Genomic DNA, 23,777 nt, shown 5'->3' on the forward strand with positions numbered 1-23,777 from the left:
TTTAAATATTGCCAACTATAGCCGGAGATGGACATGAAAGTTGTTGAAGTAAAGCACCCTCTAGTAAAACATAAAATTGGTCTAATGAGAGAAGGTGACATCAGCACAAAACGTTTTCGTGAGTTAGCGACTGAGGTCGGTAGCCTACTTACTTACGAAGCAACGTCAGACTTTGAAACAGAAAAAGTGACCATTGATGGTTGGAACGGTCCGGTAGAAGTAGACCAGATTAAAGGTAAAAAAGTAACCGTAGTGCCAATCCTACGTGCAGGTCTAGGCATGATGGATGGAGTTCTTGAGCACATGCCAAGCGCACGTATCAGTGTTGTGGGTATTTACCGTGATGAAGAAACGCTTGAGCCAGTTCCTTACTTCAACAAGCTTGCTTCAAACATCGAGGAGCGTATTGCGCTTGTTGTTGACCCAATGCTTGCAACAGGTGGTTCTATGATTGCTACTATCGATCTCCTAAAAGAGAAAGGTTGTAACCAAATCAAAGTGCTGGTACTTGTTGCTGCACCAGAAGGTATTGAAGCGCTAGAAAAAGCACACCCAGATGTTGAACTATACACTGCGGCAATCGATGAGAAGCTTAATGACAAAGGCTACATCGTTCCGGGTCTAGGCGATGCAGGTGATAAGATCTTCGGTACTAAGTAATTCTTTGATGTATTACTATGACTGAACAGAAAAAGGCTTGGTGAAAACCAAGCCTTTTTTGTATCTACAAGAGGAGAAGAGTAAGACACGCCACCTAATAAAGCGGCGCAAACGAACTATTTCGCGCTTTCTTCTTCCATTTGTGCGTTATCCACAACGTGGTTTTCACCTAAATCGTTTGGTAGCACAAGGTTAAGAATAATTGCCACGATACCGCATAGGCTCACACCTTGTAGACTGAACTCACCAATACCGAAAGCCATACCACCAATGCCAAACACAAGTGTTACGGCAACAATCACTAGGTTACGAGACTTATGTAAATCAACGTTATTCTTGATCAGTGTGTTGAGGCCTACCGTTGCGATGGAGCCGAACAGCAGAATCATGATGCCGCCCATAACAGGAACTGGAATCGTTTGAAGAACCGCACCTAGCTTACCTACCAATGCAAGTACGATTGCGGTGATTGCTGCCCAAGTCATGATCACAGGGTTAAATGCTTTGGTTAGCATTACCGCTCCTGTTACTTCACTGTAAGTGGTGTTTGGTGGAGCACCCACCATCGAAGCTGCGATAGTTGCCACCCCGTCACCTGCGATTGTGCGGTGAAGGCCTGGTTTTTTCAGGTAGTTTTTACCTGTAACGTTTGAGATAGCAAGCATGTCACCTACGTGCTCAACCGCAGGTGCGATAGCGACAGGAATCATGAACAAAATTGCGTTGATATTGAACTCTGGCGCGGTGAAGTTTGGCATGGCTAGCCAAGCCGCTTGTTCTACGGGAGTGAAATCAACCACACCGTAGAATAGAGAAACAGAGTAACCAGCAAGAATACCACCAACAATAGGAACGAGCTTCAAAAAGCCTTTTGCAAAAACGCTGAGTACAATGGTTGTGAGCAGTGAGACCGCCGAGATAATGATCGCAGCATCACCATTAACTAGCTGTGCCGCTCCATCACCAGTTTTACCTACCGCCATGTTCACTGCTGTTGGGGCAAGGCCAAGGCCGATAACCATGATCACAGGGCCAACGACAACGGGCGGGAGAATTTTATGGATAAATCCAACACCGCGCACTTTGATCATCGCCCCTAGAGCCACATAAACTAAGCCCGCTGCCATCAAGCCGCCCATTGTTGCACCGATACCCCAAGTTTGGATACCGAACATAATAGGAGCAATAAACGCAAAAGAAGAGGCAAGGAAGATGGGAACAGAACGTTTAGTCATTAATTGGAAGAGGAGAGTACCGACACCGGCACCAAAGAGGGCTACGTTTGGATCAAGGCCAGTTAGGAGCGGCACAAGCACCAAAGCACCAAAAGCGACAAAGAGCATTTGAGCGCCTTGTAACGCGTTTTTCATAATAATTCCCTATTTTCAAGATACGCAGACAAATCCGGCGAATACTATCATCATGCAATCGTTTGCAATGTTGCATAGATCAAACTTTCGATTGAATTTTTCCCATAAATAGCACTTTTGAGAGTTGCTTGCTTGCAAATTGTCCTCTTTTACGTGTCTTGCGTGAAGATGAAAAATGGACAGCCTAACTTGTTGAGATAGCTTAATAAGCAATGAGTTTATTATAAAAAATAGCACTGAAGCGCTGGTTGAGGCCCGAGTTAACAAAGCTGGTCATAATACAGACAATTTACTCAGTACTTACCTTGCTCAAGATTTGATAGTTGCTTATTATTCGGGTTCTTGTTCAGAGGATTATAAAAACTATGCGCTATTTAGCTCTCTTACTGATAGGTTGGTTGTCCCTACCAGTATATGCATTAACTCAGGTGGATATCTATCGTGCCGAAGTGGTTATCGACAGTGAGCAGAACGACGGTGAGTCTTTGGCTCGTCAACAAGGTATGCAGGATGTGATTGTTCGAGCGACCGGTTCTCAATCCTCTTTAAGCAATCCAGTGATTAAAAAGGCACTTAGCTCAAGTGCGCGTTACATTTCTCAACTGAGCTATGGGCAGGTTGATGGAAAAGCGAGCCTAAAAATGTTGTTTAACAACGACCAAATCAGCTCTCTTTTAACACAAGCACAATTGCCATCTTGGTCGCCAAATCGTGCCAATATTTTAGTTTGGATGGTTGAAGAACAGGGTTACGATCGTAACATCGCGTGGGAGCATTCTGAATCTTCAAATGTTGCAGCACTTCGTAGCGCAGCGAAATTAAGAGGCCTACCAATCACTATCCCGGTTGGGGACTTTGATGATGTAACCGGTGTTAATGTCTCTGATCTTTGGGGCGGCTTTATTGAGCCAATTGGTCAAGCCAGCCAGCGCTACCCAGCTGACGCCGTTTTGGTTGTACGAGCTCAAGGTGAACAAATTCGTTGGACACTCTACGACCAGTCGCCAACGAGAATTGTAGAAGCGCAACGTTCTCCGCGTAGCGGGTCTGCATCAGGTGCTAATGCTATTGCAGAAATGGTGGATGGCATCGCAGACTACTATGCAAGTAAGAGTGCAGTTGTGGTTTCAGGAAAGTCTTCAAAGGCGCTAGCAGTGAAAGTCCTTAATGTAACCTCTGCCACGGACTTCTTCCGTTTAGAGAATGCGCTAAAACAACTTAATTCAGTTGCGGGTACAGAGATTAAGCGTGTTCAAGGGGACGAGTTAACGCTCAACATCCACCTTTTGGCATCACAACAAGCTTTTGAGAAAGAAGCTTCTTCTATTTCTCAATTAATGGTTTTTGAAGATCCTTTAGGTGAAGTTGATGCCCCAGCTTCAACTCAAGAAGAAGACCCATTGGTTCAGAGTAATGAAGCAAAAGACGCCGCGACGCCAAAAGAAGCGCAGCCTGAAGTACCAGTAAATGTTGTGGCAGAAGCAAGTGACGAAACACAGCCAACTCAGCCGATGATTGTGGAGCCTGTCCGAGAACAGTATGACTTGATCTACGAGTGGCGCTCGGCATCGTAATCGCCTTGGTAGCGTTCCAGGCGTGAAACGCAAGGATCAAAGACCAATGTGGTAAGCATAAAAAAGAGTCGCAATAGCGACTCTTTTTGTTTTCTAAATTCGTATTCGAACCAATGATCAGTGATTGACTGCGATTGGCGTTATTTATTGAATTTCGCTTTTTCTTCTTTTTCTACTTGAGAGAGGCGTTTCAACTTAAGACCTAGCTCTTTGCCTCTCGCTCTAGCAAACAAAATATTGCCAGCGAAACCGAGTGAAGTCAGTATCAGTTCCACTGCCGCAAGCCAGCGTTCACCGCCATCCACATAAAGGATGGTCAGAGCATGCAAGAAATACAGCATAAGAACAAAGTTAGCCCAAGCATGAGTGTAAGGCTTACCAGCTAAAATACCAGGCAACGGAAGTAGTAGCGGAATACACCAAGCAATAGCAAGTGTTGTGCTGCTGAGGTGAGGGTGAGGGGATAACGCAAGCTGCCAAATAGCGACCCAGGCCAATAAGGCTAAGTTGCCAAATAAAGCCAGGTAACGATAGGTTTTAGCCTGTGTACCGAGTGGTGTTTGGTCTAAAGAGTCAGACATCGATTAACTATCCTTGATTTTACTAACAGACTTTTAGTTTTAACGCTGCAGTTGCCAGCCTTTTGCCTAATTGTTGTGCCAGGCGAATCTCTTCACTGCTTAGGGTTGCCTCATGGCCTACACTGCTGGCGCCATACGGAGTGCCTCCGGACTGCGTAGTGTGTAACTCTGGCTCGGAATAAGGAATGCCCAAAACCATCATCCCGTGATGCAATAAAGGGGTCATCATGCTTTGTAACGTTGTTTCTTGACCACCATGCATCGAGGACGAAGAGGTAAAGACACAAGCAGGCTTATCGATTAAGTCACCACTGACCCATAAAGATGTAGTCTGATCCCAGAAGTGCTTTAAAGGCGCAGCCATGTTGCCAAACCAGACGGGACTGCCAAACGCTAGACCGTCGCACGTTTTCAGTTCCTCTAGAGTAACAATTGGATCAGAAGGGGAGTGTGAGTGAGGTGACAATTCTTCAACTGTACGCAAAACTGCTTGGCATTGAGGAGTCGATTCGACTCCTCTTGCTATTTGTCTTGCCAGTTGTTTTGTCGAGCCATGACGGCTGAAATACAAAATAAGGATCTGGCAATCCATTTATAAAATATCCAACACTTGCTCTGGTGGGCGACCAATTTTTGCTTTGCCGTTAGCAACGACTACCGGACGCTCAAACAACTTTGGATTTTTCGCCATTGCTTCGAATAATTGCTCATCGCTGACGGAGTCTTCGCCTAAGCCAAGCTCTTTATATTCACTTTCTTTAGTGCGCATCATTTCACGTACAGATGAAAAGCCAAGCTGGGCGTACAGCGCTTTTAGTTCATCCACGTTAAGTGGTGTGTCTAGGTATTTGACGACTTCCGGTGTAACACCATTTTGCTCAAGCAGTTCAAGTGTTTGACGGCTCTTTGAGCAACGAGGGTTGTGATAAATCACGACTGACATGGTTTTCTCCATTTCGTTATTGTAATGCCATGAATCGATCTCTTTGGATCATGAGTTGGTCGATACGGGCATCGTATCGTGCTTGCTCTAAGCTGCCCAACTTGGCCATTTTACTTGCTTCACTATAATATTGAATCGCTTTATTCCAATTTGCTCGCAATGCCAAAATTTCTGCTCGAGCAGCCAACTCTTCATCGCTACGCCCCAGCGCGTGGTAGCTCTTCGATATTAGGTGCCAGCCATTTGTATCTTCAGGATAGTCATGAGTGTATCTTTGAAGAACTCGCGTGGCTTGATCGTTTTTATTGTCCTCAAGTAGCGCATTGGCGTAGTTAATGGTCAATACTTTATTTTGAGGGTTACGAGATAACGCTTTGCGGAGCATCTCGGTTGCTTTTTCTGGCTGCTTCTTCTCGATGTATAAATCCGTCATAGCGTCCAAGTAAAACGGGTTACTTGGGTCTTGTTCCAGTAACTTTTTCAAAATTGGTTCCGCTTGAGATAAGCGTTTATTGTCTAAATGCACGAGTGCTCGACCATAATCAAAAGCAGGTGTAATGTCCGCAGAGGCTTTCTTTTGGGTTCTCTCAAACCAGCTCAGGGCGGCTTGTCCATCAATGCCAGCGTAACGAGCCACAATGCGCGCGCGAGCTAGATGATAGTCTATTGAAGGCACAACACGCATTGGAGGATAGGTTCTTGCTCGCGCACGGCTATCGGTAATTCGATCTTCAGGCAGAGGGTGAGTCAGGAGCATTGGTGGCGGTTTACTCGCATAACGATACTCATCAGCAAGACGGCCAAAAAACCTTGGCATTGCTTGAACATCAAAACCGGCTTTTGCTAGTGTCGAAATACCAAAGCGATCCGCTTCTTTTTCGTTTGCACGAGTGTAGTTGATTTGACTTTGCATGTTGCCCGCGGTTGCTGCTGTAATTGCAGCCATCCCCGCTTCGGGTGAGGCAATTGAAAGCAGTAGTGCCCCCGCAAGTGCGGCTAATGTGGCCGGAGAGCGGCGTGCTTGTTCTTCCATACTCCGAGCAAGATGACGTTGTGTGACGTGCGCTATCTCGTGAGCGACAACAGAGGCCAGCTCACTTTCTGAACGAGCATGAAGAAACAACCCAGAATGCAGCGCTACATAGCCACCAAAAAACGCGAACGCGTTGATATTACGGTCGCGAATCATAAAGAAGTGGAACGGCGTTTTTACATCATTCGCATTGGCCACTAATTTGTGCCCAAGAGAGTCAATATATTCATTGATGACAGGGTCATTAACGATAGGTTTACTGGCTCTGAGCATACGCATATAGGCGTCGCCATAAATCAACTCTTGGTCTATTGAAAGCGTGCCACCAGCAGCTGTGCCAATGTCTGGCAAGTCAATGCTATTGGCATAAGTTGTCGGCGAACTGATGGCAGCAGCAAGACATAAGCAAACTAGCGAGCGAGTGCGTTTTAACATACGTTTAAAAGGTTCTCCAAAATACATAAGCATGTGGTTACAGGTCGAGAGCCTATTAACAGCGCCACATACGTTTTGGTTATCCGTGAGGATATAAGCTAACAGTAAGACCGGAAATAAATGAATTGGTTTCGTAAATTATTTTACATCCGAGCTATTTCAGCATGTGGTTAAATCATGTCAGAAGTGCTAGCACCAGCTCAAAAAGCCGTTACAATACAACCCTATCATAAGTGCAGAGCAATACAATGGAATCCATGTTACTTGATTTGCGTGAGCAACGTTGTCCTATGGCACTGTTACTTGCAAAGCGTCATGCTGCTGAGGTCTTTCAAGGAGAAGCAAAGCAGTATCATCAACTTGTCATTCAAGTGGTGGACAACAGCTCTAAACGAGACATTGTGAACTATCTTAGTGCCCAAGGGTACTCGGTTGATTGCCAATCTACATCAGAGCACTACACATTGACTGTCTTCAATAAGGAATCCGCATAAGATGTTTGAAATGGTTAGTCGTTGGTATAAACGACGTTTCTCTGACCCTCACGCAGTAAGTCTCGTCGCGATCTTGCTGTTTGGCTTTATCACCATTTACTTCTTTGGACACTTGATTGCACCATTACTTGTCGCGATCGTTTTGGCTTATCTACTTGAATGGCCAGTTGTCAAAATGTGTCGTATGGGCGTGCCGCGCACTTTGTCGGTTATTATCGTGATCTTGGTCTTTGTCGGGTTAATGTTAATTGCGTTGTTTGGCTTGGTTCCGACGATTTGGACTCAGGTCGGTAATCTAATTAACGATATTCCGAACATGTACAACGGGCTACAAAAGTTTATTGTCACATTGCCAGAGCGCCACCCTGAACTAGCCAATTTAGAAATAGTAGAAACCGTGGTGACGAACGCCAAAAACCAAGCATTGGGGCTGGGTGAAAGTGTCGTCAAAGGGTCGCTTGCTTCATTAGTTAGCATTGCAACGCTAGCGGTATATTTGATCTTAGTGCCACTTCTGATCTTCTTTTTGCTTAAAGACAAAGAAGAAATGCTGCGAATCGCAAGCGGTATTCTGCCGAAAAACCGTAAATTGGCGAATAAAGTTTGGCATGAAATGAACGAGCAGATATCAAATTACATTCGCGGTAAAGTGTTAGAGATTTTAATCGTGGGCGGTGTGAGCTACGTGACTTTTGCCCTTTTAGATCTTCGTTACTCGGCGTTGCTTGCCGTAGCCGTTGGTCTGTCGGTTTTGATTCCTTATATCGGTGCGGCGGCTGTTACTGTACCTGTTGCCATCGTTGGTTTGTTCCAATGGGGTTTAACGCCTCCGTTTTATTGGTTGTTGCTTGCTTACGGTATTATCCAGGCGCTTGATGGTAATGTCTTGGTTCCTGTTCTGTTTTCCGAGGCAGTAAACTTACACCCAGTTGCTATCATTGTGGCTGTATTAGTCTTTGGTGGGCTGTGGGGTTTTTGGGGGGTGTTCTTCGCCATTCCTTTAGCGACATTAGTCAAAGCCGTATGGCATGCATTACCAAGCACGGAAGAAAACGAACCTGTCGAACAAGAGTAGTTGTTACCAAAGGTACGATGATTAAAAGAAAGCCCAGCAGTTTGCTGGGCTTTTTGTTTGTAGAAAAACAATAGCGTTTAAGCGTTTTCGTTTAAGTAGTTTAATACGACTTCGTGGTGATCTTTGGTTTTGAACTTGTTGAACACATGTTCGATCACGCCTTCTTCATTGAGCAGAAAGCTAATGCGGTGAAGACCGTCGTATACTTTGCCCATGAATTTCTTTTCGCCCCAAACGCCGAACTGGTCTGCAACGGCATGGTCTTCATCAGAAAGCAGAGTGAAGTTTAAATCATCGCGCTCGATGAACTTGCCTAGGCGCTTTACAGGGTCGATGCTTACGCCGAGTACCACCACGTTATGTGCATCGAGTTCAGCTTTGATGTCACGAAGGCCTTTTGCTTGTGTAGTACAACCCGGCGTCATCGCCTTAGGGTAAAAGTAGAAAAGCACTTTCTTGCCTTTAAAGTCTTCAAGAGAAACGGTATTTCCGTCTTGGTCGAGCAAAGAGAAGGCTGGCGCTGGCGAGCCTGCTGTCAGCGTATTCATTTTGATTTCCTTTACTTTATAGTGTGTTTTTAATGAAATTCAGAGAACCTTGTACGTTGAGCGACTTACAAAGTTCATCGAAGTCTTCTTGTAACTGCATCAAATTAAAATCCGCGCTTACAGATGCAGTAATCGCAATGTGAAACTGGTCAGAATCGAGTTGAATTTTCGACTTGCTGATGGTTTGCGCGCTAAGAGAGTCTAAACCAATCTGCTGATCAGCGAAGAACTTAGTAAATTTTTCAGTTAACCCAGGGCGGTCTTCAGACTCAATAAACACTTCCATGGTGTAGCTGTTATCGAGCAGTTCGTGCGCCGCTGTGCGTTTCATGATCGTAATAAGGTCATGTTCTTGGCCAAGCAGGGGCAATTGTGTTTCAACTCGAGTCACGCTGCTGGCGTTCCCAGTCAGGAGCATGATCAGCGTAAATTCGCTGCCAAAGATAGCGATACGGCTATCGACTATGTTACAACCAGCTTGAGTAACGAGCTGTACGACTTGGTTACAAATGCCTGGACGGTCCGTTCCAACTGCTGTAAGTACCAGATGTTGCTTCATAAATGAGCTTCTTGTCCTTTCTTCAATAGAGAGATGTTAGCACAGATATTGCGAATAAATATCGAGCCAGTTCTTTTTTAGTCTATAAAAAGCAGGAGGATGTTGAGGGGAGCGGTGGGAAATAAACAGTAAATGCAGGCTACAGGATAAACAAAACGTTTGCATGATGTGCTTGCCTATTGTCTGGCCGTTTTATTCACTTAGATCTGACTTGGCTAACAAGACCAAAGAGTATATTTTCCTTGCTTGTGCTCTTCAGTATTTTCCAAATCACTGATAGATTCTAAAGTCACTCGAAAGCCCAACACGATTATCAATATTGCCGTTAATCAAACCAAATAGAGCAATTAAGTTGCTAGACCTCTAACAACTGGTAATTATTCATTCATTTGTACTTTGTAAGCGAGTTTACGCTCTTGTGTTTTTCAATCGCATTACAGTACCATGCAGAAAGAGTTAAATGAGGGAGATAAACATGTTTTCAGGAAGTATCGTAGCGCTGATTACGCCATTCAAAGCAGATGGCGAAGTAGACTTTGACGGTCTGCAAAAGCTAGTAGAGTACCACGTTGAAGCGGGTACAGACGGTATTGTGGCAGTAGGCACAACAGGTGAGTCAGCGACACTGACCATTGAAGAGCATGTAAAGGTCGTTAATAAAACTGTTGAGTTTGCCGACGGTCGCATCCCTGTGATTGCTGGCACGGGTGCAAATGCAACCCATGAGGCAGTAACATTTAGCAAATTACTGGCTGATTCTGGTATTGCTGGCTTCCTGAGTGTGACACCGTATTACAACAAACCAACTCAAGAGGGTTTGTTTCTACATTACAAGGCAATTGCCGAAGCGAGTGATGTGCCTCTAATTTTGTACAACGTACCAGGCCGTACTGCTGTTGATATGCAGCCAGAAACAGTGGCACGCTTGTCAAAGCTTGATAATATCGTGGCTCTAAAAGATGCAACGGGCGATTTGGAACGAATTGCAATTCATCGTGAACTTTGTGGCGAAGATTTTATCTTACTAAGTGGCGATGATGCGACAGGGCTGGATTTTGTGAAACTTGGCGGCAATGGTGTTATCTCGGTAACGAACAATATTGCGGCTAAAGACATGGCAGACATGTTCCATTTGGCAAGTGAAGGTAAGTACGAAGAAGCAGAAGCGATTAACCAACGCTTGATGACTCTACACAAAAACCTTTTCATCGAAGCAAGCCCTATCCCAGTAAAATGGGCAGCGCAAAAGCTTGGTTTGATTGAAGAAGGTGGTTTGCGTCTTCCTTTAACTACGCTTTCTGAAAAATCGCAGCCGATCGTCGAGCAGGCGCTAACAGACGCCCATATTTATTAAGATTGAGCTATTAAGATTGAGTTACTAGGATTGAAGTTCATACTGGGGGCCAAGGCGCCCTCGGTGTTTTAGGAGTATAGATGAAGCTTTCAAGCCAGTTAGTGTTAAGTTCATTAGCTGTATTCGTATTGACTGCCTGTTCAGGTGGTGCCAATCAACGTCGTCAAGCAAAAGATGACTTCGAGTATTTGAACTCCCCAAATTTGGGTGAGTGGAATGTCCCACAGGGTGCACAGCCTCAGTTTTACCCTAACTACGAGATCCCTCAGGGTAACTACGCTGGTGGTGTAGGTAAAGATGTCGACATTCGTCCACCTCAACAAGTCCTAGAGCTTATTCCCGGTGCACGTTTGGACCGCAGTAGTGATGGTGAAGTGACACTTTGGCTACTTCGTAAAGATGAACTAGATAAAGTTTGGCAAACGGTGCAAAACATGGTCGCGGCTAACGAGATTCCAGTTGAAAGCCAAACAGACTCTCGCATCGAGACAGGATGGGTGACTTGGGATTCGCCAGATGAAGAGCTAGAAATTGGCAGCCGATATGAAATCGTACGCGCTGAAGCAAATGGTCGACACGGCTTTAAGGTGAGCCTTATTGACTGGCGTGAAGGCAATCAAGTGAAAGAAGTAACGGCGACCAACCGTGAGCGCTACAATGTATTCATGACGAACTTGGTCACCGCTCGCTACGACCAAGAAGTGCGTGAAGAAGCACAGCGTAAAGCGCAAGAGTTGGTTAAACAGATCCCAATCACAATGGGTAAAGACCGCAGCGGACTTCCTGTGATTATCGCGCGTGCGCAATACAACATGCTTTGGCAACGTCTGCCTAATATTCTACCTAAGATGGGCTTTAAGATTGAAGAGCGTAGCCAGTCTCAGGGCACAATCACTGCGAAATATGCGTCTCCGGATGATGAATTCTGGAACGATATCGGCGTTAAACCAGTGGAGTTAGCCGCTGGTAAGTACACATTCTTACTTGGTGATTTAGGCAACCGTACGTCTATCAATATCACCGACTCCTCTGGCAAGCCAGTAGAAGAAGAGTTTTTGAAATCACTAGCGCCTGTATTGGCTGCAACAGTGAAGCAGTAAACAAAGCGAGCTTAACGCGGCGTGTTTACTTAATGATAGAAAAGGGACCTAGTGGTCCCTTTTTTGATGTTTAGATTAAATGTGTCGAGATGAAGCTGGTGAGGAACTAACGAGGCTCGTTTTTGTTTTTATCTTCTTCAGCGTAGCGCTGTTTATCCAATGTGTTCAGCTTATCTAAATCGTTCTTACGGCTTTTATCCATCTGACCAAACTTCATTTTTGCGGTATATTTGAGTGCGGCAATATTACCAATGACCACGCTCAACACTACAATAATAATGACCCAAGGATTGGTTAGTATTTCTATCATAGAGCCTCCGGCGGCGTGATATTGTGAATAAATTTGGCAACGACGTTATCCAAATTATTCAGTATGACGTCAATCCCTGCAATGTTGTCGGTCTGATTTTGTTTAATCAACTGGCTTCTGAGTACATCAAGCGTCAACTGCTCGAGGCATTGCTGCCCGACAGCGCGGTGACTAATGTGCCAAGGCTCAATCGAAACGCCACCTAAATCATGCTGATAAGGGAAGAAGAAACCGAACCGACCAAGGTTGGCTTTTAACCATTGGTAGAACGCCTGCTGGTGGCCTTCAAGATACTCCCAAGGTTCCAACTTGAGTTTGGTGTCAGCAGGCAATAAATTGCGCGCATAGACATCAAAATCACAACCCCAATGATGACGACTTCCTCCGGGCAATGCCGACCAGCGCAAAATGGCCATCAATTTCTCTTCGTCATTTAACTCTGCTTTATTCAAAGGGCGGGAGTTGATGTCGAGAATTGGCAACTCACCAGAAAACTTCCCGTTCCAGATGGCTTTTTGGCGATTAAAGTCACGAAAACCACTGGCGATTTCCATTTTGAAACCTGCTTCTGTTGCCGCTTCAATCATCTTTAGCAGATCGTCAGCCACTTCAGGGTGGAGTAGGAACGCTTTTTGATCCACTAAAGTGGATTGAAGATGGGAATCAGTGATTCCGGTGAGTTGCTCTGGTGTCATTGTGTTCTCGCTGATTACTTCGCCAATAGGTGTTTCAACGTGTTTTCGTACATGTCCGTCAACTTTTCAAGATCGTCGACTTTCACACACTCGTTCACTTTATGAATCGTAGCGTTAACAGGGCCTAACTCTACGACTTGACCTCCCATTCGAGCAATAAAACGACCATCAGACGTACCGCCAGTTGTAAGTAGCGCTGGCTTCGTATCATTGACTTCGGCCACAGCAGCTACAACTGCGTCTAGCAGTGCGCCCGTATCGGTCAGGAATGGGTCACCGTTGAATGTCCATTTTAGGTCGTAGTCCAGCTCATGCTTGTCCAATGTTTCGGTAACACGCTGAACAATTGCGTCATTGTTAAGCTCAGTACTAAAACGTAGGTTGAACTGAACATGGAACTCGCCAGGAATAACATTAGACGCACCAGTGCCAGCCGATACATTCGGGATCTGGAAACTGGTCGGTGGGAAGTAATCATTCCCTTTGTCCCATTCTGTCGTCGCGAGTTCATGAATCGCGAGTAGAGACTCGTGCACTGGATTGCTGGCTAGGTGAGGGTAGGCCACGTGACCTTGTGTTCCTTTTACCGTTAAATCACCAGTGATGGATCCACGGCGTCCATTTTTCACTACATCGCCAACCACGTCGGTGCTGGATGGTTCACCAACAATACACATATCGATGTTCTCACCACGTTCCATCAACGTTTCTACAACGCGAACGGTACCATTGATAAATGGCCCTTCTTCATCTGACGTAATCAAAAAGCCAATTGAGCCTTTGTGGTCTGGGTTTTCTTCAATGAAGCGTTCGACAGCAACGACCATAGCAGCGAGTGACCCTTTCATGTCAGCTGCGCCGCGGCCATGCAAGTAACCATCAATAATGGTCGGTTCAAACGGATGTGTATTCCAGTGTTCCAATTTGCCAGCTGGTACCACATCGGTGTGGCCAGCAAACGCAAATAGCGGCGCTTCTGAACCACGTCGAGCCCAGAAGTTCGTGGTGTCTTCAAATACCATCACTTCAATTTCAAACCCGAGTGCTTTTAAGCGCTCGATCATCAAATCCTGACAACCTGCGTCTTCCGGCGTTACGGACTGTCTACTGATCAGATCTTTAGCAAGTGCCAATACTGGACTGTCTGTCATCCTTGAGTATTCCTTTATTTAAGAGTTGAAAATGCTAGCGTATTGATCAGCTTTAAAACCGATATGAAGTTGATCATTCACTTTTAAAATTGGGCGTTTAATCATCGCAGGGTTTTCTACCAAAAGAGCGATGGCGTTTTCCTCGTTAAGTGTGTCTTTCTGCTCTTGCGCTAATTGGCGGTAGGTTGTGCCACGTTTATTGAGCACCTGTTCCCAACCTAAAGCGCGACAAAATTCACTTACCATTTCTGCATCAATGCCTTGCTTACGGTAGTCATGGAAGTCGTAAGCAATATCCTCGGCTTCTAACCATTTCTTGGCTTTTTTGATCGTATCGCAGTTGGGAATACCAAACATGGTAATCGACATAGTGTTTCCTTTTTCTTTGTTCTATTTTTCACTGGCGCGGTTAAGACGCACTTAAGTGATTTGGGCTGTTAAAGCATCCTATCAAGAAGCAATCAAACTGACAAAATGCGGTGGAAAATATTTTCAGATAGATTGAGATAACTAATGTCACATAACTTATTTACGATGAATGCGCTATAAATCGAATAAAAATTCGTCTAAATCAAATGGAAAAGTCGAGTTATTGATCAAACGCAACACCTCGCTGAGCAAAAACGAAATAATGAATCAGCACAATTTTAGGAGGTGTCAATGGAATTGAGTCCTGTTTTTGCAAGGCGGCTATATTTGGCCTTGTTGGTGGAAAACCTAGAAAGGCCGAATGTGCCAAAGTTGATCGAAAAAACGGGGTGGCCTCGTCGTACTATTCAAGATGTACTCAAGGCGTTACCTGGGATCGGCATTGAACTCATATTCGTTCAAGATGGCCGACGTCATAATGACGGCTATTATCAACTTTCAGATTGGGGGCCTTTTGATAGCCAATGGGTTCTAGAGCGGGAGAGAGATATCGCTAGCAGTCTTGGATTTCGTGCATAAGCCAGCAATTGCTGGCTTTTTTCATATTCAGGCCTCATCCATTGCAGCGGTAGGCGGAACCCAGCACGCTAAATGAAGTGATAAAATCTTGTGGGGAAACCATAAAAACGGTGTCCGCATCGATAGCCGCTGCATTGTTTTTTAAATCGTTCATCGCGCCTTGCATCATCGCGTCATTAGTCATGAAAATGTAGTTATACCAATGGCCTTCACTTCCGGTGACTTCGCCTTTGTATTCGCATCGCTCAGGGTTGAATTGCGCGTCAATGCGAATATGAACATCTTGACTTTGAGCATGAGTAAGGTGAGAAGGCATCGTGCAACCCGTTAGAAGCACGACAAAAAGTCCAAGTAACAGGCGTTTCATTAGCTATTTCCCCAATACTATGTAAGCAGCAAAGCCAATCCAGCTCAGGACAAGTAGTGTCCAAGGCAGTTTGCTTGATGAATGGTTTGGCGCATCGTCGGTGATATTGTCTTGTTCGATAATCTCTTCATGCTGACGTTGTTTTTCACGTTGCTGTTTTTTCTTCGCTTTATCGGCTTGGCGGTTGCGCTCTTTTTGTTGTTTCTTATATTGCGCGATGCCTTTTTCGATACCTTGAGCGATGAGCTTGGTTTGCTCTTTGGTTTGCCCCGGTTTCTGCGTAGATTTGGCAATTCTCATCGCTTCGGCTTGAGTTTCTTGAGAAGGCACAGGGGTGGCAGGAGTTCTTTTTTTCATGTTTCTCATCAACGTCGCTGTAAATCTTTGTTTAGTTTACCTGTGTAAGGTGCTGAAATGAACTTCAGTTCTCATCTTTGTTGGCTTGCAACTCTGAAACGATAGGTTAAAGTGACGTTTTTATCACATAAAGAAGAAGATGTTGTGCGCTATTCGTTTGACCAATATGACGCCCATGGATTTTTAAAGGCGCCGATCATTTTATGGGTGGGATGGATGTTTCTTGTGCGTTCATGGGTGGTGTTTGCCATGGCTGGTGTAAGTCGTGATAGTGGCAGTAAGCTACTCGCTATTGTTTACCCAGATTCAAGTACGTTGTATTTAGGTTTGGCGATGGGCATTCCAAGTTTGCTTCTTATGTGGTTAATGGGGCTTCGTCATCCCGACAGAGGATGGGTAAACAGAATTACTCGCTATGGTCGCGAGATCACTTTGATCTTGTGCGGTATTCAACTTGCTCAGACCATGTATCATGTGTACCTAGAACATGGAGTGTTTAATTGGGCAAACGCCCTTACCATTACCTTATTAGCTTGGTTTATGATCTATCTTCTAAATGGAAGATGGGTAAAAGACTGTTTTCATGTGCCACAATTGGCGCACGATGAACAGCAGCATTCAAAGAATTAAAAACAATAACTTCCCACTCTGGGGCAAAGTAATAGAGGAAACCTCAATGTCACAAGCTCAAACGGCGATCGTGCCAGAAGCCGGGCCATTTGCACTGTACACTCAACTCAAAGTGAACCAAAACCGTGAAAACGTATTAGAAAAACTGAAAGCACTGCCAAAGTTGGTGGAAGAGTTAAACATTACCCAGCCGGGTGCAGCGCTGACGCTTTCTATCGCATTCACAAAATCGTTTTGGGAACACCTTAATGTAGACGCGCCAGAAGAGCTTATTGATTTTACTCAACTTGGCGAAGGTGACATCGTTGCTCCAGCAACAGACGTAGATGTACTGATTCACTGTCACTCGACTCGTCACGACTTGCATTTTTACGTGTTGCGTAAGTTCCTAGAAGAGACGGCACAAGATGTCACCATTGTGGACGAAACATATGGGTACCGTTACCTTGATGCTCGTGATATGACAGACTTTATTGATGGGACAGAAAACCCGAAAGGGGAGGCTCGCGCTGATGTGGCTCTAGTAAAAGAGGGCCCATTTGCTGGAGGCAGTTATGTCATGGCTCAACGCTTCGAACATAACCTTGCCGCTTGGAATCGCTTGAATGTCAAAGCGCAAGAAAAAGTGATTGGTCGTACCAAACCAGACTCTATAGAGCTAGAAGACGTTCCTGCTGCATCACACGTTGGTCGCGTTGATATTAAAGAAGAAGGAAAAGGTCTCAAGATTGTCCGTCATAGCTTGCCATACGGGACGGTAACAGGGCCTCATGGCCTGCTGTTTATTTCTTACTGCAATACACTTCATAACATTAAAGTGATGCTAGAAAGTATGTACGGCGTGACCGATGGTAAAGCAGACCAAATGCTTCGTTTCACAAAAGCGGTAACTGGTGCGTACTTCTTCGCTCCTTCACAAGAAATGCTCGCAGAGCTAGCCATCAAGTAAGTTCTCAGACTTTATTTCTTAAGCCCTCCAATTGGAGGGCTTTTGTTTTCTATTTCTATTCCAATCTCTTTTCAAAAAACACTAAACTTTTCTGTTACTTGGTCGATAAGTACTCAAAGCCTTAATTTTAGGACTCTTTATTCGTGGCGATCACCGTTAATACCAATGTAGCAGCACTTGTCGCACAGCGTCATTTGACCAGTGCAACGGATATGCTGAACCAATCCATGGAGCGTTTGTCTTCAGGGAAGCGTATTAATAGCGCAAAGGATGACGCTGCGGGTCTGCAAATCTCCAACCGCTTGCAATCACAAATGCGTGGTTTGGATGTCGCGGTACGTAACGCGAATGACGGCATTTCCATCATGCAAACTGCGGAAGGCGCGATGAATGAGGTGACCAATATCATGCAACGTATGCGTGATTTGTCGCTACAGTCAGCCAATGGTTCAAACAGCAAAGCGGAGCGCAATGCACTGCAAGAAGAAGTCTCTGCTTTAAATGATGAGTTAAGTCGTATTGCAGAAACGACCTCCTTTGGCGGACGTAAATTGCTGAATGGCACATTCGGTACATCGTCTTTTCAAATCGGTGCAACGGCTGGTGAAGCGGTACAAATTGGCCTGCGGACCATGCAGCCGGAATCTTTAGGTAGCTTTTCAATGAGCTCATATCAAAGAGTCAGTTCAGATTGGACGGTTCAAAACGGAAATAATGAAATTGTTATCAGCTACCGTGATAACAATTTTGAAGAGCAGGAGATCCGTATTGAAGCTAAAGCTGGCGATGATATAGAAGAACTCGCGACTTACATTAATGGGCAAACCGATAAAGTGAAAGCGTCTGTTAATGAAGAGGGGCAACTGCAGTTACTCATGTCCCACAAGGACGCCATAAAATACCCTGGACCAACCTTCAGTGGTGGCCTGGCTGATGAGTTAGAACTTGGCAAGTATGTCACCGTAAATAGAACGGTAGATAGTATTGATATTAGCACGGTCGGTGGCGCTCAGATGGCGGTCGGTATTTTAGATGATGCTTTGAAAACGGTAGATGGCAGTCGTGCGGAGTTAGGCGCGTATCAAAACCGCTTTAATCACGCGATCAATAATCTAGATAATATCCACGAAAACTTAGCCGCTTCCAACAGTCGTATCCAAGACACTGACTATGCCAAAGAAACTACGCAAATGGTGAAGCAACAGATTTTACAACAGGTCAGTACTTCTATTCTGGCGCAAGCAAAACAAGCGCCAAACCTAGCATTGACCTTGCTTGGCTGATGAACGGCCTTGCTCGAATTTAACGCAAAACCTGCCTGTATCGACAATTCGAAAAGAAGCTTTAGCGAAAAATGAAAGTTTTTTTGCTTTTTTATCCGCTTTGTCACGATTACCCCTCCAAACGAATTATTTTCAAAAAAATCCAAAATTTTCTCTAAAGAAAACAGGGCATGCGCCGTTAATAAAAGTAACTTTGAGAGAACTACTTGGTTTTCCGAGACGTCGGAAACCGCTACACCGGAAAATCAATTGGAGAAATCACCATGGCAGTGAATGTAAATACTAACGTATCAGCGATGACCGCTCAGCGTTACCTAAACAACGCAAACTCAGCTCAACAAACTTCTATGGAGCGTTTGTCTTCAGGTTTTAAAATCAACAGCGCGAAAGATGACGCTGCGGGTCTACAAATCTCGAACCGTTTGAACGTACAAAGCCGTGGTTTGGATGTAGCGGTTCGCAACGCGAACGACGGTATCTCGATTGCACAAACTGCTGAAGGTGCAATGAATGAGACCACTAACATTCTTCAACGTATGCGTGATTTGTCTCTACAATCAGCAAACGGTTCAAACTCGAAAGCAGAACGTGTTGCGATTCAAGAAGAAGTGACCGCGCTAAACGACGAACTAAACCGTATCGCAGAAACCACTTCTTTCGGTGGTAACAAGCTACTAAACGGCACACACGGTGCGAAATCGTTCCAAATCGGTGCAGATAACGGTGAAGCAGTGATGCTTGAGCTAAAAGACATGCGTTCAGACAACAAAATGATGGGCGGTGTGAGCTACCAAGCTGAAAGTGGTAAAGGTAAAGACTGGAACGTTGCTGAAGGTAAGAACGACCTAAAAATCAACCTAACGGACAGCTACGGCCAAGAGCAAGAAATCAACATCAGCGCAAAAGCGGGTGACGATATCGAAGAGCTTGCGACTTACATTAACGGCCAAACTGACCTAGTGAAAGCCTCTGTAGACCAAGACGGTAAACTGCAAATCTTCGCTGGCAACAACAAAGTTGAGGGCGAGGTCGAGTTTTCAGGCGGTCTATCTGGTGAACTAGGTTTGGGCGAAGGTAAAAAAGTAACGGTAGATACTATCGACGTAACCTCAGTTGGTGGCGCACAAGAATCTGTTGCTATCATCGATGCAGCACTGAAATACGTAGACAGCCACCGCGCAGAGCTAGGTGCATTCCAGAACCGTTTCAACCACGCAATCAGCAACTTGGACAACATTAACGAGAACGTGAATGCGTCGAAGAGCCGTATCAAAGATACTGACTTCGCGAAAGAAACGACGGCAATGACCAAGTCACAAATTCTATCGCAAGCGTCAAGCTCAATCCTTGCGCAAGCGAAACAAGCGCCAAACTCAGCGCTAAGTCTGCTAGGTTAATTTCAAACCTAAGACGAGAACCTCATTGGCTCGTGGTGAGAGATGAGCGAGTAAACCCAGCTTCGGCTGGGTTTTTTTCTGTCTTTTGGGGCCCCAGGATTTCTGCGAATCACGACATTAGAGCTTCATCACATTTCAGTAAGCCAAAGAAAATAATCGCAAAAAATTGAAAATTTCTTCTAAAGGATATTCATCGGTCGCCGTTAAAGGGACTGAGAGAAATGAGATGTACCTAAGTGAGGTGAGAGACACGACGGTACATTCACTAAAGCCTTAAGGAGATCAATTATGGCGATTAACGTTAATACTAACGTTTCTGCGATGACTGCACAGCGTTACCTAAACCAGGCAGCTGACGGTCAACAAAAATCAATGGAGCGTTTGTCTTCGGGTTATAAAATCAATAGCGCGAAAGACGATGCTGCAGGTCTACAGATTTCAAACCGTTTGAATGCACAAAGCCGTGGCCTAGACATGGCAGTGAAAAACGCAAACGACGGTATTTCTATTGCACAGGTTGCTGAAGGTGCAATGAATGAATCTACCAACATCCTACAACGTATGCGTGATCTTTCGCTTCAATCGGCGAACGGCTCTAACTCAAAAGCAGAACGTGTAGCGATCCAAGAAGAAGTAACAGCGCTAAACGACGAGCTAAACCGTATTGCTGAAACTACCTCTTTCGGTGGTAACAAGCTTCTAAACGGTACTTACGGTACTCAATCTTTCCAAATCGGTGCGGACTCAGGTGAAGCAGTGATGCTTTCTATGGGTAACCTACGCTCAGACACTTCAGCAATGGGTGGTAAGAGCTACGCAGCAGAAGAGGGTAAAGACGCATCTTGGACTGTTGGTGAGAAAACAGAGTTCAAAATGAGCTACACCAACAAGCAGGGTGAAGAGAAAGAGCTATCAATCAGCGCTAAGCAAGGCGATGATATTGAGCAGCTAGCGACATACATCAACGGTCAAAACGATGATGTAAAAGCCTCTGTTGGCGAAGATGGCAAACTACAAGTATTTGCTTCTTCTCAAAAAGTTGAAGGTGATGTTGAGTTTTCTGGCAACCTAGCAGACGAGATCGGCTTTGGTGGCCCGAAAGACGTAACAGTGAAAGACATCGATGTAACCACAGTAGCTGGCTCTCAAGAAGCAGTAGCGGTTATCGACGGTGCTCTTAAGTCCGTAGACAGCCAACGAGCTTCACTCGGTGCTTTCCAAAACCGCTTCAACCACGCAATCAGCAACCTAGACAACATTAACGAGAACGTTAACGCGTCTAAAAGCCGTATTAAAGATACTGATTACGCGAAGGAAACCACTGCGATGACTAAGTCGCAAATTCTTCAGCAAGCAAGTACTTCAATCCTGGCTCAAGCGAAGCAGTCTCCATCTGCAGCGCTAAGCTTGTTGGGCTAAGTGGTAAACCCAGCCTGAGGTCAACACCTTAGTGCTGGGGCACCAAAGCGATAGATTCTATCGTTAGCCCATAAGGTGGAAGGGAGATTGTAATGGATATATCCTCCTACGCATCGAACATCCAGCCTTACGGCACGCCAAATGGCACAAAGTTTGCAAGTAAAAATGGCAATGATATAGGCACGTCTAGCCCAGCAAATTCAAATGGTGAGATTTCGCCGCAAAAAGCGAAAAACACCGAATACGACTTCTCTGTTCAAGCTGCGATCGAGATGGCTGAAAGCCGTCAAGAACTGAACAAAGAAGAACGTGAAAAATTGGTCGCACAAATGAATGAATTTGTAACGTCCATAAACAAAGGAGTCGCATTTCGAGTGGATGAAGAATCCGGACGAGATGTGGTGACGATTTATGAAGCCAATACCGGTGACGTGATTCGTCAAATTCCTGATGAAGAAATGCTAGTGGTATTGCGTCGCCTAGCTGAGCACACAGCCAACAGCGGGTTGTTGACTGAAAAAGTGTAAGTCGTTTTTAGAGGTGATTTGATGAGTTTAGGCCCTTTGGGGATGTCTGGCGGCATGGATATTAATTCCATGGTCAGCAAAATTGTGGATGCCGAACGCGTACCAAAGCAGCAACGCATCGACAACGAACGCACGACAATTAATGCCAGTATCAGTGCTTACGGACGACTCAGAGAATCATTGGATACGATGAAAAATCTCATGGCGAACTTTCGTCAGGAGAAAGCATTTGCCGTTCGCACTGTCGAAACGACCGATGACAATATCGTATCTGCCACGGCAACCACAGATGCTATCGCTGGCAAATATGCTATCGATGTGTTGCAGCTTGCTCAGAGCCATAAAGTCGCTTCTGACGTATTGCCAGAAGACGCAAAATTTGGCCCTGGTAAGCTGCAGATTTCGCTTGGTGATGAGCGTTTTAATATCGATGTTCGTTCCCGATCTAAGCTCATCGATGTCGTACGTGGCATCAATGGCGCTAAAGATAACCCTGGCGTTCGTGCATCTCTTATTAACGACGTCGAAGGTCCACGCCTTATCCTTGCTTCTAACCTCTCTGGTAAGGATCATCAAATCAGAGTCAGTGTGGAGGCAGAAAAAGGCAACCCTCTTAAATATTTCGAATACCAAACACTTGAAGACCGCGTCAACGCGCTTGAAGAAGCTCGTTCAGCGGCGGAAGATGTCTTAGGTCCTCTTAAATTTCCGGAACAACCAGCAGAAGAGCTGGATGCAAACGGCAATCCTCTACCTCCAGAAGAGCAAAAAGCGGCAGACGATGTACAAGATGATGCATCGCAAGCGCCAATCTCTGCGGCGGGTGCAGAAGCAGCCAAAGCTGGTCAAGAAGCCATTGATGAAGCCAACCGACGCGCGAGTTTACGCCCTGAAGACAGAATTCCAGGGTGGACAGAAACTGCGTCAGGTACTTTGTTGGACTCTTATGAAGAACCAGAGCTCGAACTCGACGAAAAGGCAATAGAGAAGGCACCAGATGTACCAGGCTGGAATAATGCCGCATCGGGCACCCTAACCGATTCTTACGTTACGACGAAAGAGGCTAAGCAGCTTCTCGAGCAAGAAAAAGCGGAAATCGAGCAAAAAATTGCGAGTGAAAAGCAAGCGTTAGACGAAAAAGTGGCACGTGGTGAACTGTCCGAAGCGCAAGCTAAGCAAATTCATCGCGCTAAACTTGATCCTCAAGAACGTGAGCGTCTGGAAAAAATTGATGAAGCAGAAGCGAAAATCGCAAAGGCACAATCTGCTTTTGAAGAATACCTTGGGATGACAGAAGTACAAGCAGGGCAAGATTCAGAAGTTCTGCTTGATGGCGTGGCAAAGCTATCTAGCCACAACAATGTGATTGAAGATGCGATCGAAGGTGTTGATTTAACACTAAAAGGCAAATCAGAACCGAATAAACCGCCTGCTGAAATTGGTGTCGAGTACGACCGTCAAAGTGTACGCAACGATATCGAAAACTTTGTGGCAGCGTATAACTCGTTTTATCAAACCTCCCAAGCGTTGGCGAGTGTGGATCCGGTAACTGGTCAAAAAGGGCCGTTGTCAGGTGACAGCACCGTACGCAGTGCAGATTCACGATTAAAATCGGTTTTTTCTACTCGAATCGATAAAGCACCTGAAAACCTAAAGTCCTTAACAGAATTTGGCATTACGACCACACGTCAAGGCACACTAGAAATCAACTATGACATGCTAGACCGCCAGTTGAACAATAACTTCAACGAGTTAGAAAAGTTCTTCGGTGGCAACACAGGTTTTGCTAAACGAGTAGAAGATGCGATTCACGGTATCACAGGTATTACAGGCAGTATTCGTACTCGAGAAAAAAGTCTCACAGAACAAAATTACCGTTTGAGTGACGATCAAGCGGCATTAGATCGCCGCATGGAAAGCCTAGAGAAGCGTACTCATGCGAAGTTTACCGCGATGCAAGATGCGACCGGTAAAATGCAGGGCCAGTTGGGCGCTTTGATGAGTGCGTTGGGTTAATA

At 45.3% G+C, this 23,777-nt stretch carries 27 protein-coding genes; 14 read left to right on the forward strand and 13 right to left on the reverse strand.

Features of this window, described 5'->3' with window-relative positions; translation table 11 throughout:
* Window positions 1-33: 33 nt before the first annotated feature.
* A complete protein-coding gene (gene upp, locus UQW94_RS11675; protein ID WP_005380401.1) occupies window positions 34-660 on the forward strand; it encodes a uracil phosphoribosyltransferase in 627 nt (208 codons plus the stop codon).
* Between the two features lie 116 nt (window positions 661-776).
* On the opposite strand, the gene UQW94_RS11680 is transcribed toward upp, so the two are convergent.
* Window positions 777-2,030: a uracil-xanthine permease family protein gene (locus UQW94_RS11680; RefSeq protein WP_005389855.1), complete on the reverse strand. Its 1,254-nt coding sequence runs from the start codon at window positions 2,028-2,030 to the stop codon at window positions 777-779.
* Window positions 2,031-2,395: 365 nt separating this feature from the next.
* Here UQW94_RS11680 and UQW94_RS11685 point away from each other — a divergent pair, with 365 nt between their 5' ends.
* Window positions 2,396-3,604, forward strand: coding sequence for a DUF2066 domain-containing protein (locus UQW94_RS11685; protein ID WP_154205103.1), 1,209 nt, complete (start codon window positions 2,396-2,398; stop codon window positions 3,602-3,604).
* 140 nt (window positions 3,605-3,744) lie between these two features.
* On the opposite strand, the gene UQW94_RS11690 is transcribed toward UQW94_RS11685, so the two are convergent.
* From UQW94_RS11690 to UQW94_RS11705, 4 genes are read right to left on the reverse strand one after another with little or no spacing between them, the layout of a single operon-like run.
* Window positions 3,745-4,185, reverse strand: a complete 441-nt coding sequence (locus UQW94_RS11690; RefSeq protein ID WP_005380407.1) for a DUF2069 domain-containing protein — start codon at window positions 4,183-4,185, stop codon at window positions 3,745-3,747.
* 22 nt (window positions 4,186-4,207) lie between these two features.
* The gene (gene wrbA, locus UQW94_RS11695; protein ID WP_025768258.1) at window positions 4,208-4,777 is read right to left on the reverse strand and encodes an NAD(P)H:quinone oxidoreductase; all 570 of its coding nucleotides are present in this window, start codon (window positions 4,775-4,777) and stop codon (window positions 4,208-4,210) included.
* Entirely contained in the window at window positions 4,778-5,128 is a 351-nt protein-coding gene (arsC, locus tag UQW94_RS11700; RefSeq protein WP_005380410.1) for an arsenate reductase (glutaredoxin), read from the reverse strand.
* 16 nt (window positions 5,129-5,144) lie between these two features.
* Window positions 5,145-6,596 carry a tetratricopeptide repeat protein gene (locus UQW94_RS11705; RefSeq protein ID WP_005394337.1) on the reverse strand — a complete coding sequence of 484 codons (1,452 nt, stop codon included), beginning with the start codon at window positions 6,594-6,596 and terminating at the stop codon, window positions 5,145-5,147.
* Window positions 6,597-6,853: 257 nt separating this feature from the next.
* Between UQW94_RS11705 and UQW94_RS11710 the strand changes: the two genes are divergently transcribed.
* Both UQW94_RS11710 and UQW94_RS11715 read left to right on the forward strand, forming a co-directional pair.
* Entirely contained in the window at window positions 6,854-7,090 is a 237-nt protein-coding gene (locus tag UQW94_RS11710) for a sulfurtransferase TusA family protein (protein ID WP_005380414.1), read from the forward strand.
* 1 nt (window position 7,091) lies between these two features.
* Window positions 7,092-8,165 carry an AI-2E family transporter gene (locus tag UQW94_RS11715; RefSeq protein WP_005389843.1) on the forward strand — a complete coding sequence of 358 codons (1,074 nt, stop codon included), beginning with the start codon at window positions 7,092-7,094 and terminating at the stop codon, window positions 8,163-8,165.
* Window positions 8,166-8,242: 77 nt separating this feature from the next.
* Here UQW94_RS11715 and bcp read toward each other — a convergent pair whose 3' ends face one another.
* Together bcp and UQW94_RS11725 are read right to left on the reverse strand one after the other, a co-directional pair.
* Window positions 8,243-8,713: a thioredoxin-dependent thiol peroxidase gene (gene bcp, locus UQW94_RS11720; protein WP_238843873.1), complete on the reverse strand. Its 471-nt coding sequence runs from the start codon at window positions 8,711-8,713 to the stop codon at window positions 8,243-8,245.
* A 16-nt stretch (window positions 8,714-8,729) separates the two neighbouring features.
* Complete coding sequence (locus UQW94_RS11725) at window positions 8,730-9,272, reverse strand: glycine cleavage system protein R (RefSeq protein ID WP_005380420.1); 543 nt, start codon at window positions 9,270-9,272, stop codon at window positions 8,730-8,732.
* Between the two features lie 475 nt (window positions 9,273-9,747).
* Between UQW94_RS11725 and dapA the strand changes: the two genes are divergently transcribed.
* Both dapA and bamC read left to right on the forward strand, forming a co-directional pair.
* Window positions 9,748-10,626: a 4-hydroxy-tetrahydrodipicolinate synthase gene (gene dapA, locus UQW94_RS11730; RefSeq protein ID WP_005380422.1), complete on the forward strand. Its 879-nt coding sequence runs from the start codon at window positions 9,748-9,750 to the stop codon at window positions 10,624-10,626.
* An 80-nt stretch (window positions 10,627-10,706) separates the two neighbouring features.
* Window positions 10,707-11,726, forward strand: coding sequence for an outer membrane protein assembly factor BamC (gene bamC / locus UQW94_RS11735; protein ID WP_005380424.1), 1,020 nt, complete (start codon window positions 10,707-10,709; stop codon window positions 11,724-11,726).
* A 106-nt stretch (window positions 11,727-11,832) separates the two neighbouring features.
* Here bamC and UQW94_RS11740 read toward each other — a convergent pair whose 3' ends face one another.
* The 4 genes from UQW94_RS11740 to UQW94_RS11755 are packed head-to-tail and all read right to left on the reverse strand — an operon-like array spanning window position 11,833 to window position 14,251.
* Window positions 11,833-12,036, reverse strand: coding sequence for a DUF2897 family protein (locus tag UQW94_RS11740; protein WP_005380425.1), 204 nt, complete (start codon window positions 12,034-12,036; stop codon window positions 11,833-11,835).
* On the reverse strand, window positions 12,033-12,731 hold the full coding sequence (locus UQW94_RS11745; protein ID WP_137282301.1) for a M15 family metallopeptidase: 699 nt from the start codon (window positions 12,729-12,731) through the stop codon (window positions 12,033-12,035). Before UQW94_RS11745 ends, UQW94_RS11740 begins: the two co-directional genes overlap by 4 nt.
* 14 nt (window positions 12,732-12,745) lie before the next feature.
* Window positions 12,746-13,882 (reverse strand): succinyl-diaminopimelate desuccinylase, encoded by a 1,137-nt coding sequence (gene dapE / locus UQW94_RS11750; RefSeq protein ID WP_005380429.1) that lies wholly within the window; start codon window positions 13,880-13,882, stop codon window positions 12,746-12,748.
* 18 nt (window positions 13,883-13,900) lie between these two features.
* Window positions 13,901-14,251 (reverse strand): ArsC family reductase, encoded by a 351-nt coding sequence (locus tag UQW94_RS11755; protein ID WP_005380431.1) that lies wholly within the window; start codon window positions 14,249-14,251, stop codon window positions 13,901-13,903.
* A 291-nt stretch (window positions 14,252-14,542) separates the two neighbouring features.
* On the opposite strand from UQW94_RS11755, the gene UQW94_RS11760 reads away from it, so the two are divergent.
* Window positions 14,543-14,830 carry a winged helix-turn-helix domain-containing protein gene (locus tag UQW94_RS11760; RefSeq protein WP_005380433.1) on the forward strand — a complete coding sequence of 96 codons (288 nt, stop codon included), beginning with the start codon at window positions 14,543-14,545 and terminating at the stop codon, window positions 14,828-14,830.
* A gap of 34 nt (window positions 14,831-14,864) precedes the next feature.
* Here UQW94_RS11760 and UQW94_RS11765 read toward each other — a convergent pair whose 3' ends face one another.
* Window positions 14,865-15,197, reverse strand: a complete 333-nt coding sequence (locus tag UQW94_RS11765; RefSeq protein ID WP_025768262.1) for a DUF4156 domain-containing protein — start codon at window positions 15,195-15,197, stop codon at window positions 14,865-14,867.
* Window positions 15,198-15,200: 3 nt separating this feature from the next.
* Window positions 15,201-15,554, reverse strand: coding sequence for a DUF2956 domain-containing protein (locus UQW94_RS11770; RefSeq protein ID WP_005380437.1), 354 nt, complete (start codon window positions 15,552-15,554; stop codon window positions 15,201-15,203).
* 144 nt (window positions 15,555-15,698) lie between these two features.
* On the opposite strand from UQW94_RS11770, the gene UQW94_RS11775 reads away from it, so the two are divergent.
* The 7 genes from UQW94_RS11775 to fliD all read left to right on the forward strand — a co-directional run bounded on the left by UQW94_RS11775 (window position 15,699) and on the right by fliD (window position 23,775).
* Window positions 15,699-16,184, forward strand: coding sequence for a DUF2919 domain-containing protein (locus UQW94_RS11775; RefSeq protein WP_025768263.1), 486 nt, complete (start codon window positions 15,699-15,701; stop codon window positions 16,182-16,184).
* 46 nt (window positions 16,185-16,230) lie between these two features.
* A complete protein-coding gene (locus UQW94_RS11780) occupies window positions 16,231-17,133 on the forward strand; it encodes a Dyp-type peroxidase (RefSeq protein ID WP_213964451.1) in 903 nt (300 codons plus the stop codon).
* Between the two features lie 143 nt (window positions 17,134-17,276).
* Window positions 17,277-18,416 (forward strand): flagellin, encoded by a 1,140-nt coding sequence (locus tag UQW94_RS11785; RefSeq protein WP_042521439.1) that lies wholly within the window; start codon window positions 17,277-17,279, stop codon window positions 18,414-18,416.
* 263 nt (window positions 18,417-18,679) lie between these two features.
* Window positions 18,680-19,813: a flagellin gene (locus UQW94_RS11790; protein ID WP_005380447.1), complete on the forward strand. Its 1,134-nt coding sequence runs from the start codon at window positions 18,680-18,682 to the stop codon at window positions 19,811-19,813.
* Between the two features lie 288 nt (window positions 19,814-20,101).
* A complete protein-coding gene (locus UQW94_RS11795) occupies window positions 20,102-21,232 on the forward strand; it encodes a flagellin (RefSeq protein WP_005380449.1) in 1,131 nt (376 codons plus the stop codon).
* Window positions 21,233-21,324: 92 nt separating this feature from the next.
* Window positions 21,325-21,759 (forward strand): flagellar protein FlaG, encoded by a 435-nt coding sequence (gene flaG / locus UQW94_RS11800; RefSeq protein ID WP_213880839.1) that lies wholly within the window; start codon window positions 21,325-21,327, stop codon window positions 21,757-21,759.
* Window positions 21,760-21,780: 21 nt separating this feature from the next.
* Complete coding sequence (gene fliD, locus UQW94_RS11805) at window positions 21,781-23,775, forward strand: flagellar filament capping protein FliD (protein WP_154205107.1); 1,995 nt, start codon at window positions 21,781-21,783, stop codon at window positions 23,773-23,775.
* Window positions 23,776-23,777: the final 2 nt, after the last annotated feature.

Origin of the sequence: Vibrio sp. PBL-C16 (assembly GCF_034321865.1) — a bacterium.
Taxonomy (GTDB): domain Bacteria; phylum Pseudomonadota; class Gammaproteobacteria; order Enterobacterales; family Vibrionaceae; genus Vibrio; species Vibrio alginolyticus.

Bases quoted from the DNA above. Each gene is read 5' to 3' on its own strand.
- bamC (WP_005380424.1), top strand. From the start codon at position 10,707: ATGAAGCTTTCAAGCCAGTTAGTGTTAAGTTCATTAGCTGTATTCGTA.
- UQW94_RS11705 (WP_005394337.1), bottom strand. From the start codon at position 6,596: ATGTTAAAACGCACTCGCTCGCTAGTTTGCTTATGTCTTGCTGCTGCC.
- UQW94_RS11745 (WP_137282301.1), bottom strand. From the start codon at position 12,731: ATGACACCAGAGCAACTCACCGGAATCACTGATTCCCATCTTCAATCC.
- flaG (WP_213880839.1), top strand. From the start codon at position 21,325: ATGGATATATCCTCCTACGCATCGAACATCCAGCCTTACGGCACGCCA.
- UQW94_RS11760 (WP_005380433.1), top strand. From the start codon at position 14,543: ATGGAATTGAGTCCTGTTTTTGCAAGGCGGCTATATTTGGCCTTGTTG.
- upp (WP_005380401.1), top strand. From the start codon at position 34: ATGAAAGTTGTTGAAGTAAAGCACCCTCTAGTAAAACATAAAATTGGT.
- UQW94_RS11680 (WP_005389855.1), bottom strand. From the start codon at position 2,030: ATGAAAAACGCGTTACAAGGCGCTCAAATGCTCTTTGTCGCTTTTGGT.
- dapA (WP_005380422.1), top strand. From the start codon at position 9,748: ATGTTTTCAGGAAGTATCGTAGCGCTGATTACGCCATTCAAAGCAGAT.
- UQW94_RS11780 (WP_213964451.1), top strand. From the start codon at position 16,231: ATGTCACAAGCTCAAACGGCGATCGTGCCAGAAGCCGGGCCATTTGCA.
- UQW94_RS11795 (WP_005380449.1), top strand. From the start codon at position 20,102: ATGGCGATTAACGTTAATACTAACGTTTCTGCGATGACTGCACAGCGT.
- UQW94_RS11725 (WP_005380420.1), bottom strand. From the start codon at position 9,272: ATGAAGCAACATCTGGTACTTACAGCAGTTGGAACGGACCGTCCAGGC.
- wrbA (WP_025768258.1), bottom strand. From the start codon at position 4,777: ATGGATTGCCAGATCCTTATTTTGTATTTCAGCCGTCATGGCTCGACA.
- UQW94_RS11685 (WP_154205103.1), top strand. From the start codon at position 2,396: ATGCGCTATTTAGCTCTCTTACTGATAGGTTGGTTGTCCCTACCAGTA.
- UQW94_RS11765 (WP_025768262.1), bottom strand. From the start codon at position 15,197: ATGAAACGCCTGTTACTTGGACTTTTTGTCGTGCTTCTAACGGGTTGC.
- UQW94_RS11755 (WP_005380431.1), bottom strand. From the start codon at position 14,251: ATGTCGATTACCATGTTTGGTATTCCCAACTGCGATACGATCAAAAAA.
- UQW94_RS11790 (WP_005380447.1), top strand. From the start codon at position 18,680: ATGGCAGTGAATGTAAATACTAACGTATCAGCGATGACCGCTCAGCGT.
- fliD (WP_154205107.1), top strand. From the start codon at position 21,781: ATGAGTTTAGGCCCTTTGGGGATGTCTGGCGGCATGGATATTAATTCC.
- UQW94_RS11690 (WP_005380407.1), bottom strand. From the start codon at position 4,185: ATGTCTGACTCTTTAGACCAAACACCACTCGGTACACAGGCTAAAACC.
- UQW94_RS11740 (WP_005380425.1), bottom strand. From the start codon at position 12,036: ATGATAGAAATACTAACCAATCCTTGGGTCATTATTATTGTAGTGTTG.
- dapE (WP_005380429.1), bottom strand. From the start codon at position 13,882: ATGACAGACAGTCCAGTATTGGCACTTGCTAAAGATCTGATCAGTAGA.
- UQW94_RS11715 (WP_005389843.1), top strand. From the start codon at position 7,092: ATGTTTGAAATGGTTAGTCGTTGGTATAAACGACGTTTCTCTGACCCT.
- arsC (WP_005380410.1), bottom strand. From the start codon at position 5,128: ATGTCAGTCGTGATTTATCACAACCCTCGTTGCTCAAAGAGCCGTCAA.
- UQW94_RS11710 (WP_005380414.1), top strand. From the start codon at position 6,854: ATGTTACTTGATTTGCGTGAGCAACGTTGTCCTATGGCACTGTTACTT.
- bcp (WP_238843873.1), bottom strand. From the start codon at position 8,713: ATGAATACGCTGACAGCAGGCTCGCCAGCGCCAGCCTTCTCTTTGCTC.
- UQW94_RS11770 (WP_005380437.1), bottom strand. From the start codon at position 15,554: ATGAAAAAAAGAACTCCTGCCACCCCTGTGCCTTCTCAAGAAACTCAA.